We start from the raw sequence: 12,533 nt of genomic DNA, 5'->3' as shown, positions 1-12,533 counted from the left end.
CACCCTGGTCTCACATCACTCAGGGTTTACCGGCGGTCACGCTGCGATCCAGCCCGCCGGACCAGAAAGCTTCTTCCGGACCTCAATCGGGGAGTCGCAGCCGTGATCAGCCAGTCGAGCAGGCATTGCACGGTGGAGCTCCAGGCCCTGCCGTCGCGGATCGGGCAAGTCCGCAGAATCGTTTCAGCGCAGTTGCGTTACTGGCATCTCGATCCTCTGATAGACGAGGCGGCGCTGGGCGTCACCGAGTTGCTGACCAACGTCCACCGGCACGCCCAGCCGGACAAGCTCTGCACCGTGGAGATCGAGCTGTTGCGCGACCGCCTCACGGTGTCCGTCCACGACCACGACCCGCGGATGCCCACGGTCCGCAGCACCGACCCCTTCGCCACCAACGGCCGCGGCCTCGCGATGATCGCGGCGGTCAGCGAGAGCTGGGGAGTGCGCCCGCAGGGCGCCGCAGGCAAGACCGTGTGGTTCACGCTCCCCGCGCCGCCGGCGAGCCCGGCCTACGGGACGGCGGCCGCCCCCAAGGCAGCCGGCCCGTGCCTGCACAAGCGGCCCGCCCTGGTGCGCGCCGAGGGCCGCGGAGGCCATCCGCGCACCCCCGCCCGCCTGCCGGCAGCGGGCTGACCGGACACCCGGGCTCCCGTGGCCGTTCGGCGGTCATGCCGCTCCGTCCTTGCGGCGGCCGAACTCCTCGTCCAGGACGGAGAGCCGGCGCCAGTACTCGTCCTCGTCGATCTCACCGGCGGCGAAGCGGCGGCCGAGCACGGCGAGCGGCGAGCGCTCGTCGAGCGGGGGGCTCTCGTCGTAGGGCCGGCGTCCGGCGAAGGGCGGCCGCCAGGGGCCGCGCCGTCCGCGCCAGACCGTGCGCCGCAGCACGGTCACGACCGTGAGGATCACGGCCGCCCAGATCACCGGGAAGAACAGGATCCAGGGTCCGGGTCCGTCGTAGGCCAGCGTGTTCATCGTGCTCAGCTCCTCGGTCGAAGTGGTCTCGTGGTGCTTTCGAGAGTCCCGCCGTGGGGTGCTCCGGGGCGTCGTACAGGCAGCGGCACTTGACGTACCTCCCAGGGAGTAGATCGGGCGCGGGCGACTGCTCTGGATTCTGTACTTACCAGTATGTACAGTAAGGATCATGAGCACCTCAGAGCGTCTGATCGAGGCCACCCGGGAGCTGCTGTGGGAGCGGGGCTACGTCGGCACCAGCCCCAAGGCGATCCAGCATCAGGCGGGCGCGGGCCAGGGCAGCATGTACCACCACTTCACCGGCAAGCCGGACCTGGCGCTCACCGCCATCCGGCGCACCGCCGAGGAGCTGCGCGCGAGCGCCGAGGCATCCTTCGGGGCCGAGGGCACGGCGTACGAGCGGATCCGCGGCTATCTGCTGCGCGAGCGCGACGTCCTGCGCGGCTGCCCGGTGGGCCGGCTGACCATGGACCCGGACGTCATCGCGAACGACGAGCTGCGCGCGCCCGTGACCGAGACGATCGACTGGTTGCGCGGGCGGCTCTCCGAGATCGTCCAAGAGGGCCTGGACGCGGGCGAGTTCACCGCCCCCCTGGTGCCCGAGGAGATCGCTGCGGCGGTGGTCGCGACCGTTCAGGGCGGCTATGTGCTGGCCCGCGCGTCCGGCTCGCCCGCCGCCTTCGACGCGGGGGTGCGCGGTCTGCTCGCCCTGCTCGCACCCCGTACCGCCTGACCGCCACCACGAGTCGAGGAACACCCATGCACGTCAACCGTCAGCGCCCCGCCAGTGTGCGGGGCCCGGCCGAGCACTTCACGGGCACGGTCTGGCTGGACGAGATCGCTACGCCCCCGGCCCCGTCCCGGCTGCGGATGTTCAGCGTCCACTTCACTCCCGGCGCGCACACCGCCTGGCACCGCCACCCGCACGGCCAGGTCCTCCACGTGACCGAGGGCGAGGGCCTGGTGCAACGCCGGGGCGGTCCCGTCGAGCCGATCCGGGCCGGCGACACCGTCTGGATCGAGCCGGACGAATGGCACTGGCACGGCGCCGGGCCGCACACGTTCATGACCCATCTGGCGGTCGTCGAGGCGGCACAGGACGGCACCGCGGTCGACTGGGACCGCCATGTCGACGCCGACGCCTACCCGTCGCCCACTTCCTGAGGAGTACGTTCCGTGCACGCCCTGCAGTACGAGATCACCCTGCCCGCCGACTACGACATGGACATCATCCGCACCCGCGTCGCCACCCGCGGCCATCTCCTCGACGACTTCCCCGGCCTCGGCCTCAAGGCGTATCTGATCCGCGAGCGCGGCGCCGCCTCGCCGGTGAACGCCTATGCGCCCTTCTACCTCTGGAACACGCCCGAGGGCATGAACTCCTTCCTCTGGGGCCCCGGCTTCCAGGGCATTGTGGACGACTTCGGCCGCCCGGAGGTCCAGCACTGGATGGGTCTCGCGTACGAGGAGGGGCCGGCGGCCGGGGCCGCACCGCTCTGCGCGACGCGTGAGCGCCTCGCGGTGCCGGACGGGAGACGGCCCGCCGACTTCGTGGCCGAGCAGGTGGAGCAGTGGACGGCCGCCCCCGGGACGGTGGCGAGCGCACTGGCCGCCGACCCGCGCCGTTGGGAGCTGCTGCGCTTCACGCTCTGGGAGCAGGAGGCCCCGAGTGCGCCCGGCGACCGCTTCCAGGTGCTGCACCTGTCCGCGCCGGAGCGCGGCGAGCTGTCCCGGGGACGGCACTGGTGAGTGGGCTGCCCGTGGTCCGTACCGTGCTCGGCGATGTGCCCGCCGACCGGCTCGGCGTGGTGGACGCCCATGACCACCTCTTCATCCGCAGCCCGCTGCTGCCGGGCCAGGAGCTCGACGACGCCGGGGAGGCCGCCGCCCGGCTCAGCGCCTTCCGCGACCTCGGGGGCGGCACGGTGGTGCAGTGGACTCCGTACGGCATGGGCCGCCGGGCGGATCAACTGGCCGCGCTGTCACGGGAGTCGGGCGTCCGGATCGTGGCCGCCACGGGGCTGCACCAGGCGGTCCACTACGCGCCCGAGCTGCTCGGCTCCGTACGCGACTCGCTCGCCGAGCTGTTCGTGCGCGAGATCACCGAGGGCGTGGAGGGCGGCGGTGGAGTACGGGCCGGTCTGATCAAGGTCGCCGGCGGGTTCCACGGGCTCGACGCGCACGCCCGGCTCACGATGCGCGCGGCCGCCGAGGCCCATCACCGCACGGGAGCGGCCGTCGCCGTGCATCTGGAACTCGGAACCGGCGCCCTGGACGTCCTCGACCTGCTCTGCGGGGAACTGGAGGTCGCGCCGGACCGGGTGATCCTCGGCCACCTCAACCGCTCCCCCGACTTCACCGTCCACCGGCAGGCCGCCGCCGCGGGCGCCTATCTGGGCTTCGACGGGCCGTCCCGGGCCAACCACGCCACCGACTGGCGGATGCCCGAGGCCTTGAAGGCGCTGGCCGACGCCGGGTTCGCGGACCGGCTGCTGCTCGGCGGGGACACGGTCACCCCGGACACACCGGGCATGCCGTTCCTGCTGCGCCGGGTGCGGCCGGGGCTCGAACTCGCCCTGGGCGAGGAGCTGGTGGAGCGGATCCTGGTGGGGAATCCGCCAGGGGCGTTCGGGCTGCGCCGGTAGACCGCGGGCCGGGTGGCGCCGCGCCGGTGGGCCGTGCGCCGGAAGGCGCGGCGCCGGTGGGCCGTGCGCCCGGTGGCGCTGCGCCGATGGGCCCTCGGCCGGGCGGGCGCCCGTCAGCCCAGCGCCGCCAGTGGGTCGTCCAGCACCGGCTGCCAGGCCAGTTCCGCCGCGCCGACCAGGCTGTTGTGGTCGAGCGAACAGGCCAGGATCGGCACGCCGCCGCTGCGCCCCCACAGGCTGCGGTCGGCCACGACGGCCCGCAGCCGGTCGGGGTCGGCTTCGAGCAGGGCCTTGTGGAGGCCGCCGAGGATGATCCGGTCCGGGTTGAGGATGTTGACGAGCCCGGCAAGGCCGAGGCCGAGCCGGTCGATGAGCTCCTGGGCCGCCCCGCGTACGGACACGTCGTCGTACTCCGTGCGCAGCAGCTCGCGGGACTGCTCCAGGAGCGAGACCTCGGGGCCCGGGTCGCGGCCCGCCGCCACCAGGAAGGCGAGCGGGTCGGTCTCCACGTCGAGGCAGCCCCGGCCGCCGCAGTAGCAGGGGCGGCCCTCCGGGCTGACGGTGAGGTGGCCGACCTCCAGGGCGAGGCCCGAACTCCCGGTGTGCAGACGGCCGTCGAGGACGAGGGCGCCGCCGACGCCCCGGTGCCCGGTGGCCACGCAGAGCAGGTGCTGCGCGCCGCGCCCGGCGCCATGGCGGTGCTCGGCGAGGGCGGCGAGGTTGACGTCGTTGCCGGTGAAGGCGGGGCCTTCGATGCCCGCGGCCCGTACCTGCTCGGCGAAGATCTCGCGCACCGGCGCGCCCGCGGGCCAGGCCAGGTGCAGCGGGTTGAGCGCGGTGCCGTCGGGTTCGGCGACCGCCGACGGCACGGCGAGGCCCGCGCCGACGCAGCGCAGCCCGCTGCCGCGCAGCAGTTCGGCGCCCGCTTCGACGACCTCGCCCAGCACCTGCGCCGGGTCGGCGGAGACGGTGACGCAGCCGGGTGCGGTGGCGACCGTCCGGCCGCCCAGACCCACCAGCGCGGCGCGGAATCCGTCGGCGTGCACCTGGGCGGCGAGGGCGACGGGGCCCGAGTCGTTGACCGCGAGGCGGTGCGAGGGGCGGCCCTGGGAACCGGCGGCGGCGCCGGGGCGGGAGTCGACCTGGATGAGGCCGAGCGCTTCGAGTTCGGCGGCGACCGCTCCGGCCGTGGCCCGGGTGACGCCCAGCTCGGCGGTGAGGACGGCGCGGGTGGGCGCGCGGCCGGTGTGGACCAGTTCGAGCGCGGGGCCGAGTGCCCCACGGCCCCTGTCCAGCCTCGTCTTGGTGTGCGTCGCCTTGCCGTTCATGGGGGCGAGTCTCCCATGATCCAGGACGGACGCATGCCCTCCGCCTGCGGCCCCCGTTCACCCGCCGCCCACCCGGCGGTCGTCGCGCGGTACGAAGGCAGGGCGGCGAATGGGTTGTCCGCAGGGGGCACCGACCCCTATTCTGAGTTTGTGCCGCTACTAAACAAAGTGCGGACGGCCCTGCCTGCGGGACCCGGCGCGCACACCTCCGCGCCCTCCCTGCTCCGCCTCCGCACCGCTCTGACCGTGTTCTTCGCCCTCGACGGATTCCTCTTCGCCGGCTGGGTGGTCCGCATCCCGGCCATCAAGCAGCAGACCGGCTCCTCGGCCGGTGACCTCGGCCTCGCCCTGCTCGGCGTCTCGGCGGGCGCCGTGGTGACGATGGTCTTCACCGGCCGGCTCTGCCGGCGCTTCGGCAGCCACCCCGTGACCGTGGCCTGCGCCGCGCTGATGGCGCTGGCCATCGCGCTGCCGCCGCAGACGCGCTCGGCGCTCTCGCTGGGAGCGGTCCTGCTGCTCTTCGGCGCCGCGTACGGCGGGATCAACGTGGCCATGAACAGCGCGGCCGTCGATCTGGTCGCCGCCCTGCGGCGCCCGGTGATGCCCAGCTTCCACGCCGCGTTCAGCCTCGGCGGAATGCTCGGCGCGGGTGTCGGCGCGCTGGTGGCGGGCGGCCTCTCCCCCACCGCGCACCTGCTCGCGCTGACCGGGTTCGGCCTGCTGGTGACCGCCCTGGCCGGGCCGGTCCTGCTCCGCCACCCAGTCCCGGCGCACACCGCGACCCCGCACGCCCAGGGGCGGCGCCCCGACGGCCGGGCCCGCCGACTGGTGCTCCTGTTCGGCGTGATCGCGCTCTGCACGGCGTACGGGGAAGGGGCCATGGCCGACTGGGGCGCGCTCCACCTGGAGCAGGACCTCGACGCGGCGCCCGGCGTCGCGGCCATCGGCTACTCCCTGTTCGCCCTGGCCATGACGGCAGGCCGGCTCAGCGGCACCCTCCTGCTCGAACGCCTGGGCCAGACCCGGGCGCTGGTCGCGGGCGGCACGACGGCCACGGCCGGGATGCTGCTCGGCGCGCTCGCGCCGACGGCGTGGCTCGCGCTCGCCGGTTTCGCGGTGACGGGTCTGGGCCTCGCCAACATCTTCCCGGTCGCGGTGGCCCGCGCGGGCGCGCTGGCCGGACCCGGCGGAGTCGCCGCCGCGTCGACCCTCGGCTACGGCGGCATGCTGCTCGGCCCGCCCGCGATCGGCTTCCTGGCCCAGTGGTCCTCCCTGCCCGTCGCCCTGACGACGGTGGCCGCACTGTCGGCGGCGGCGGCCGTGATCGCGTACGGCTCGCGGCGCGCGACGGCGGGGGCGTGAGGGACGAACCTGAGCGGCCGAGCTTGGGGGGGACGAACCTGAGGGGACGAGGCCGACGGGACGAACCTGAGGGGGCGAGCCTGACGCGGGAGGGGTGCGCAGGGAGGCAGACCGGGACGGGGCGTGGCGGAAGGGCGTACACGCCGGTTCTGCGCGCCCCTGAGCGCCGGTACGTGGACATGATCACCACGCCCGCCGCGCCCCTGGCAGAATCCCGACATGGACACCGCTGAACTCATCAACACCCTCGATCGCGAGGGCCGGTTGCTGGCTGAGGCCGCCGGAGCGGCGGGCTCCGACGCCCCCGTGCCGACCTGCCCCGGCTGGCAGGTACGGGATCTGCTGCGGCACACCGGCACCGTGCACCGCTGGGCGACCACGTACATCACCGAGGGCCACACCGCCTTCCACCCCAGCGGTGCGGAGCCCGACCTGGACGGCGACGAGCTCCTCGACTGGTTCCGCGAGGGCCATCGCGCGCTCGTCGACGCGCTGACCGGGGCACCGAAGGACCTGGAGTGCTGGCAGTTCATGCCCGCCCCCTCCCCGCTGGCGTTCTGGGCCCGCCGCCAGGCGCACGAGACGGCGGTCCACCGGGTGGACGCGGAGTCGGCCCGGGGCGGCCGTCTCACCACGCCGGAACCGGACTTCGCCGTCGACGGCATCGACGAACTGCTCCTCGCCTTCCACGCCCGGGAGAAGAGCCGGGTGCGCACGCGCACGCCGCGCACCCTTCGCGTACGGGCGACGGACAGGGGCGCGGTGTGGACCGTGCACCTGTCGGACGGGGTGCCGCGCACGGTCCGGGACGACGACGGCCCCGCCGACTGCGAGCTGAGCGGCCCCGCGCACGAGGTGTATCTGACGCTGTGGAACCGACGGCCGCTCTCGTCCGTTGCCCTTGCGGGCGACGCGTCGCTCGCCGAGCTGTGGCGGGCGAATTCGGCGATCACCTGGAGTTAGGCAGCGGAGTCAGGCACCCGGAGTCAGGCGCCCTGACTCCGGCGCCTGGAGTTCGGCGCCTGGAGCCAGGTCCCGCGGTTCTACGAGGGCCGGTCCGCCAGCATCCGGGAGAGCACCGCGCGTTGCAGCGGTCGCACCTCGGCGTGGCGCGCCCGGCCCTTGTCCGTGATCATGACCCGGACGCCGCGCCGGTCCTCGCTGCACATCCCACGGGTGACCAGGCCCTCCTTCTCCAGCCTGCCGATCAGGCGGGAGAGGGCGCTCTGGCTCAGATGGACGCGCGAGGCGAGCTCCTGGACGCGGTACGCGGTACCGCCGTCCTCCGCACACCCCTCCACCAGCACGTCGAGCACCTCGAAGTCGCTCGCTCCGATGCCGTACCGATGCAGCTCGCGATCGAGCTCGCACGTCGTGCGCGCATGCACCGCGAGGATGCCGCGCCACTCGTCCACGAGCATGCGCTCGGACTTCTTCGCCGCCATGACCGCACGTTAGCAGAGATGACGCTCTTTGTTGCGCTGTAATTAAATGCACTTGCACTCGATGCATGCGCATGTAGTCTGCTCCGCATGACCTCTCCGCTCAACGTCCAGTCCACTCAGGAGCGTTGGAGCCCGCGACTGTGGGGCACCTTGCTGGTGCTGTGCGCCGCGATGTTCCTGGACGCGCTCGACGTCTCCATGGTCGGCGTCGCCCTGCCCTCGATCGCGACCGATCTGCACCTTTCCACCTCGACGCTCCAGTGGATCGTCAGCGGCTACATCCTGGGCTACGGCGGCCTGCTGCTCCTCGGCGGCCGCGCGGCCGACCTGATGGGCCGCCGTCAGGTGTTCCTCATCGCGCTCGGCGTCTTCGCGCTGGCCTCGCTGCTCGGCGGCCTCGTCGACTCCGGGCCGCTGCTGATCGCCAGCCGCTTCATCAAGGGCCTCAGCGCCGCGTTCACCGCGCCCGCCGGCCTCTCGATCATCACCACGACGTTCAAGGAGGGCCCGCAGCGCAACCGCGCGCTCTCCATCTACACCACCTGCGCCGCCACCGGCTTCTCCATGGGCCTGGTCCTGTCCGGCCTGCTCACCGAGCTGAGCTGGCGCTGGACCATGCTTCTCCCGGCGCCGGTCGCCGTGATCGCCCTGGTCGCGGGCCTCAAGCTCATCCCGCGCAGCGCACGCGGCGAGGGCAAGCGCCACTACGACATCCCCGGCGCCATCACCGGCACCGGCTCGATGCTGCTCCTCGTCTACACCGTCGTCCAGGCCCCCGAGGCCGGCTGGGCCTCCGCCCGTACGCTGCTCTCGTTCCTCGCCGTCGCCGTGCTGCTCACCGTCTTCGTACGGATCGAGCAGCGCACCGCGAGCCCGCTCATCCGGCTCGGCGTGCTGCGCTCCGGCACCCAGGTCCGCACCCAGCTGGGCGCCGCCGCCTTCTTCGGCTCGTACGTCGGCTTCCAGTTCATGGTCACGCAGTACATGCAGTCGGTGCTCGAATGGACCGCGCTCCAGACCGCGCTGGCGTTCCTGCCCGCCGGTGTGCTCGTCGCCCTCTCCTCGACGATGATCGGATCGGTCGTCGACCGCTTCGGCACCCCGCGCATCCTCGCCATCGGCTTCGCGGCTCTGGTCCTCGCGTACGCGCTGTTCCTGCGCATCAGCCTCACCCCGCAGTACGCCGCGGTCATCCTGCCGTCGATGCTGCTGCTCGGCGCGGCCTGCGCGCTGGTCTTCCCCTCGCTCAACATCCAGGCCACCACCGGTGTGGACGACAGCGAGCAGGGCATGGTCTCGGGTCTGCTCAACACCTCGATCCAGGTGGGCGGCGCGATCTTCCTGGCCGTGGTGACGGCCGTGATCACCGCGGGCGACCGGGGTGACTCGCCGCAGGACCTGCTCGACAGCTTCCGGCCGGGTCTGATCGTGGTGACGGGCATCGCGCTCGCCGGTCTCCTCATCACCCTGACCGGGCTGCGCACCAAGACCGACCGGCAGACGCTGGTCGTCGCGGCATCGGCCCAGGAAGCGGCCGCCGCACCGGAGCCCGCGAAGGTCGCCGTCCGCGACTGACGCCTCCACGGGGGAAGGGTGCGGCCGACGGGTGCTTCTTGCCCGTCGGCCGTATCTGCACGGAGACTGCCCCCATGGGAAACCGGAGCCAGGGCGAACGCGACGCCCTCACCGTCGAGATCATGTACGCCGTGGTGACCGCGTCGCTGGCCGCCGCGCTCGCCTTCGGAGCGGTCGCCGGTCCTGTCTTCCTCTTCGAACTGCGCCATCCCGCACGGGGGTTGCTGCTCCTGGCCGGGTCGGCCGCCGCCGTGCTCGCCTTCGTCAGCAGGACGGTGCACGTCCTGTGGCGCTTCTCGTACGCGGGCGACGAAGCCCACCGTCAGCCGAGCCAGCCGGGCCGCACCAGGCCCGACTCATAGGCCAGCACCACCAGTTGGGCCCGGTCGCGGGCGCCCAGCTTGACCATCGTGCGGCTGACGTGGGTCTTGGCGGTGAGCGGGCTGACGACCAGGCGGCGCGCGATCTCCTCGTTGGTGAGCCCGATCCCGACCAGGGCCATCACCTCCCGCTCCCGCTCGGTCAGTCCGCCCAGGCTCTCGGCCGTGGCCGGTTCCTTGGAACGGGCGGCGAACTCGGCGATCAGCCGCCGGGTCACCCCGGGCGAGAGCAGCGCGTCCCCGTCCACCACGGCCCGCACCGCCCGCAGCAGCTCCGCCGGCTCGGTGTCCTTGACCAGGAATCCGGAGGCCCCGGCGCGGATCGCCTCGAAGACGTACTCGTCGAGCTCGAAGGTGGTCAGCATCACCACCTTCACCCCGTCCAGCTCCCCCTCGCCGGTGATCCGCCGGGTGGCGGCGAGCCCGTCGAGGGTGGGCATGCGGATGTCCATCAGCACGACGTCCGGCCGCAGTTCGCGCACCAGGCGCACGGCCTCCTCGCCGTCGGCGGCCTCGCCCGCGACCTCGATGTCCGGCTGGGCATCGAGCAGCGCCCGGAAACCGGCCCGGACGAGCAACTGGTCGTCGGCCAGCACTACGCGGATCACGGGGTCTCCCTCGGTACGGCGGGTGCGGTGCGGGTGAGCGGGAGCCGGGCGACCACCCGGAAGCCGCCGTCCGGGCGCGGGCCCGCGTCGATGATGCCACCGAGCGCGGCGGCCCGCTCCCGCATGCCGATCAGGCCGTTGCCGCTGCCGCCCGCGTCCCCGGGGCCGGCCGGCCCGTCGTCGTCCACGCGCAGTTCGAGCCCGTCCGGCGCGTAGTCGAGCACCACGCGCGCGGTACGGGAGCCGGAGTGGCGCACCACGTTGGTCAGCGCCTCCTGGACGATGCGGAAGGCGGCGAGATCCGCCCCCGGCGGGAGCGGCCGGGGCGAGCCGGTCACCGCGGTCTCGACGGTGAGCCCGGCCGCCGCGGCCTGTTCGACGAGCTCGGGCAGCCGGTCCAGGCCCGGCGCGGGCGAGCGGGGCGCGTCGCCCGGGGTGCGCAGGGTGTCGAGCACCTGGCGCACCTCGCCCAGCGCCTCCTTGCTGGCGGACTTGATGGTGGTCAGCGCGGTACGGGCCTGCTCCGGGTCGGAGTCGAGCAGCGCCAGGCCCACGCCTGCCTGGACGTTGATGACCGAGATGCTGTGCGCCAGTACGTCGTGCAGCTCGCGCGCGATCCGCAGCCGCTCCTCGTCGGCGCGCCGCCGGGCGGCGGCGGCCCGCTCGGCCCCCGCCCTGGCCCACTGCTCCCTGCGGACGCGGGTGAGCTCGGCGATCGCCACGATGGCCAGCACCCAGGCGGCGACGGCCAGTTCCTGCCCCCAGGGCGCGGGCCGGTCGCCGCCCGGGGGCAGCCAGCGGTAGAGCCAGTGGGCGACCAGGACATGGCCGAGCCAGAGCATGCCGACCGCCGACCAGGCGGCCCGGCGGTGCCCGGCGACGATCGCCGCGAAACAGCCGACGGCGACCGCGAGGAAGATCGGGCCGTACGGGTATCCGGCGCCGAGGTAGACCATGGCGGCGCCCGCCGAGCCGAACGCGGCGAGCACGGGGTGGCGGCGGCGCAGCAGCAGCACCGCGCAGCTCGCGAGGAGCAGCAGCCGGGCGGAGACGTCGAGCGAGGCGCGGTCGGTCTGGTTGTGCGCGGCGAACGTGGAGCCGCCCAGCACGACCGCGGTCAGCACGAGGGTGGAGGGCCACGGCAGCCGCGAACGCCCCCGGGGATCCACGCCGCCGCCCGCGCCCGGGCCCCACATCCGCGCCCAGGGCGGGAGCGGGGGCGGGGGCGGGCCCTGTCGCGCCCAGGGGGGACCGTCGCAGCGGGCGGGGCGCGCTGACTGCTGCTCTTCCATACCGGCCACGCTAGCCCCGGGCGCGGCGCCCGGGCGTCAGCCGTGCGTGGTGATCACGGCTACTCCCCGGGGAGTACCAGGCCCACCGATGCGGCCAGCCCGGCGGCCGCGTGCGCGAAGAAGGCGTCCCGCTCCTCGACGACGCGGTGGAACTGGCCGAACAGCTCGAACGAGATCAGCCCGAAGAGCTGCGCCCACGCCGCGACCAGCGCGGGGCCGACCGCCGGGGGCAGCCCGGGCGCGAAGTCGGCGGCCATCCGCTCGGCCTCCGCCCGCAGCTCGGGGGCGAGCCGGGGCACGGCGATGCCCCTGGCCCGGTGCGCCTCGCGGACGATCCCGATGAGCACGAGCCCGACGCGCGAGGCGGGGCCGATGGTGGCCTCGGGCGCGGTGTACCCGGGCACGGGCGAGCCGTAGATCAACGCGTACTCGTGCGGGTGGGCCAGCGCCCAGGCCCGTACCGCCTGGCAGACGGCGACCCAGCGCTCGGCGGTCGCGGTGGCGGGCGCGGCCTGCGCGAGCGCCCGCTCGGCGGCCTCGCCCACGGCGTCGTAGGCGTCCACGATCAGCGCGGTCAGCAGGTCGTCGCGGCTCGGGAAGTAGCGGTAGAGGGCGGAGGAGACCATGCCGAGCTCGCGGGCGACGGCGCGCAGCGACAGCTTCGAGGCGCCTTCGGCGGCGAGCTGTCTTCTCGCCTCGTCCTTGATGACCGCGGTGATCTCGGTACGCGCGCGGGCTCGGGCGCCCTGGACGGTGCTCATGGGGACATTGTGCCACTGCCGAGAGCAGTGCCCTGGAACGAGAGCATTGATCCGGCCGACGAGCCCCAGAAAAATTCGAGAGCACTGCTCTTGCTTTGGAGCAGCAGTCGCGTGCACACTGCTCTCAAGCGAGAGCAGTGCTCTCGAAGCCATCGCAGTCACCGC

The 12,533-nt window shown here is 73.6% G+C and carries 15 protein-coding genes; 9 read left to right on the top strand and 6 right to left on the bottom strand.

Annotation, left to right across the window (positions count from 1 at the left end):
• The first annotated feature begins 102 nt into the window (after positions 1–102).
• Entirely contained in the window at positions 103–633 is a 531-nt protein-coding gene (locus AB0G17_RS16450; protein ID WP_361382078.1) for an ATP-binding protein, read from the top strand.
• A 33-nt stretch (positions 634–666) separates the two neighbouring features.
• Here AB0G17_RS16450 and AB0G17_RS16445 read toward each other — a convergent pair whose 3' ends face one another.
• Positions 667–972: an SHOCT domain-containing protein gene (locus tag AB0G17_RS16445; RefSeq protein WP_361382075.1), complete on the bottom strand. Its 306-nt coding sequence runs from the start codon at positions 970–972 to the stop codon at positions 667–669.
• Positions 973–1,141: 169 nt separating this feature from the next.
• On the opposite strand from AB0G17_RS16445, the gene AB0G17_RS16440 reads away from it, so the two are divergent.
• From AB0G17_RS16440 to AB0G17_RS16425, 4 genes are read left to right on the top strand one after another with little or no spacing between them, the layout of a single operon-like run.
• Positions 1,142–1,705 carry a TetR/AcrR family transcriptional regulator gene (locus tag AB0G17_RS16440; RefSeq protein WP_361382072.1) on the top strand — a complete coding sequence of 188 codons (564 nt, stop codon included), beginning with the start codon at positions 1,142–1,144 and terminating at the stop codon, positions 1,703–1,705.
• A 26-nt stretch (positions 1,706–1,731) separates the two neighbouring features.
• On the top strand, positions 1,732–2,136 hold the full coding sequence (locus AB0G17_RS16435; RefSeq protein ID WP_361382068.1) for a cupin domain-containing protein: 405 nt from the start codon (positions 1,732–1,734) through the stop codon (positions 2,134–2,136).
• A gap of 12 nt (positions 2,137–2,148) precedes the next feature.
• Positions 2,149–2,721: a DUF4865 family protein gene (locus AB0G17_RS16430; RefSeq protein WP_361382065.1), complete on the top strand. Its 573-nt coding sequence runs from the start codon at positions 2,149–2,151 to the stop codon at positions 2,719–2,721.
• Positions 2,715–3,617, top strand: a complete 903-nt coding sequence (locus AB0G17_RS16425; protein WP_361382382.1) for a phosphotriesterase — start codon at positions 2,715–2,717, stop codon at positions 3,615–3,617. Before AB0G17_RS16430 ends, AB0G17_RS16425 begins: the two co-directional genes overlap by 7 nt.
• Before the next feature lie 113 nt (positions 3,618–3,730).
• Here the strand turns inward: AB0G17_RS16425 and AB0G17_RS16420 are convergent, their stop codons facing one another.
• The gene (locus tag AB0G17_RS16420) at positions 3,731–4,945 is read right to left on the bottom strand and encodes an ROK family protein (RefSeq protein WP_361382062.1); all 1,215 of its coding nucleotides are present in this window, start codon (positions 4,943–4,945) and stop codon (positions 3,731–3,733) included.
• A 150-nt stretch (positions 4,946–5,095) separates the two neighbouring features.
• Here AB0G17_RS16420 and AB0G17_RS16415 point away from each other — a divergent pair, with 150 nt between their 5' ends.
• Together AB0G17_RS16415 and AB0G17_RS16410 are read left to right on the top strand one after the other, a co-directional pair.
• Positions 5,096–6,307 carry an MFS transporter gene (locus AB0G17_RS16415; RefSeq protein WP_361382059.1) on the top strand — a complete coding sequence of 404 codons (1,212 nt, stop codon included), beginning with the start codon at positions 5,096–5,098 and terminating at the stop codon, positions 6,305–6,307.
• 219 nt (positions 6,308–6,526) lie between these two features.
• On the top strand, positions 6,527–7,270 hold the full coding sequence (locus tag AB0G17_RS16410; RefSeq protein WP_361382056.1) for a maleylpyruvate isomerase family mycothiol-dependent enzyme: 744 nt from the start codon (positions 6,527–6,529) through the stop codon (positions 7,268–7,270).
• 80 nt (positions 7,271–7,350) lie between these two features.
• On the opposite strand, the gene AB0G17_RS16405 is transcribed toward AB0G17_RS16410, so the two are convergent.
• Positions 7,351–7,752, bottom strand: a complete 402-nt coding sequence (locus AB0G17_RS16405; RefSeq protein WP_361382053.1) for a MarR family transcriptional regulator — start codon at positions 7,750–7,752, stop codon at positions 7,351–7,353.
• A gap of 87 nt (positions 7,753–7,839) precedes the next feature.
• Here AB0G17_RS16405 and AB0G17_RS16400 point away from each other — a divergent pair, with 87 nt between their 5' ends.
• On the top strand, positions 7,840–9,327 hold the full coding sequence (locus AB0G17_RS16400; RefSeq protein WP_361382050.1) for an MFS transporter: 1,488 nt from the start codon (positions 7,840–7,842) through the stop codon (positions 9,325–9,327).
• A gap of 74 nt (positions 9,328–9,401) precedes the next feature.
• Positions 9,402–9,689, top strand: coding sequence for a DUF6332 family protein (locus tag AB0G17_RS16395; RefSeq protein WP_361382047.1), 288 nt, complete (start codon positions 9,402–9,404; stop codon positions 9,687–9,689).
• Here the strand turns inward: AB0G17_RS16395 and AB0G17_RS16390 are convergent.
• The 3 genes from AB0G17_RS16390 to AB0G17_RS16380 form a co-directional block, all read right to left on the bottom strand.
• The gene (locus AB0G17_RS16390; protein WP_361382044.1) at positions 9,650–10,315 is read right to left on the bottom strand and encodes a response regulator transcription factor; all 666 of its coding nucleotides are present in this window, start codon (positions 10,313–10,315) and stop codon (positions 9,650–9,652) included. The two genes, AB0G17_RS16395 and AB0G17_RS16390, sit on opposite strands and share 40 nt — an antisense overlap.
• Positions 10,312–11,511 (bottom strand): sensor histidine kinase, encoded by a 1,200-nt coding sequence (locus AB0G17_RS16385; RefSeq protein ID WP_361382379.1) that lies wholly within the window; start codon positions 11,509–11,511, stop codon positions 10,312–10,314. Before AB0G17_RS16385 ends, AB0G17_RS16390 begins: the two co-directional genes overlap by 4 nt.
• Before the next feature lie 155 nt (positions 11,512–11,666).
• Positions 11,667–12,368, bottom strand: a complete 702-nt coding sequence (locus tag AB0G17_RS16380; protein ID WP_361382041.1) for a TetR/AcrR family transcriptional regulator — start codon at positions 12,366–12,368, stop codon at positions 11,667–11,669.
• Between the last annotated feature and the right edge of the window lie 165 nt (positions 12,369–12,533).

Origin of the sequence: Streptomyces sp. NPDC023838, assembly GCF_040639555.1 — a bacterium.
Taxonomy (GTDB): Bacteria; Actinomycetota; Actinomycetes; order Streptomycetales; family Streptomycetaceae; genus Streptomyces.
Note: the sequence above shows the minus strand (reverse complement) of the source record. Positions and strands in the feature narration are given on the sequence as shown.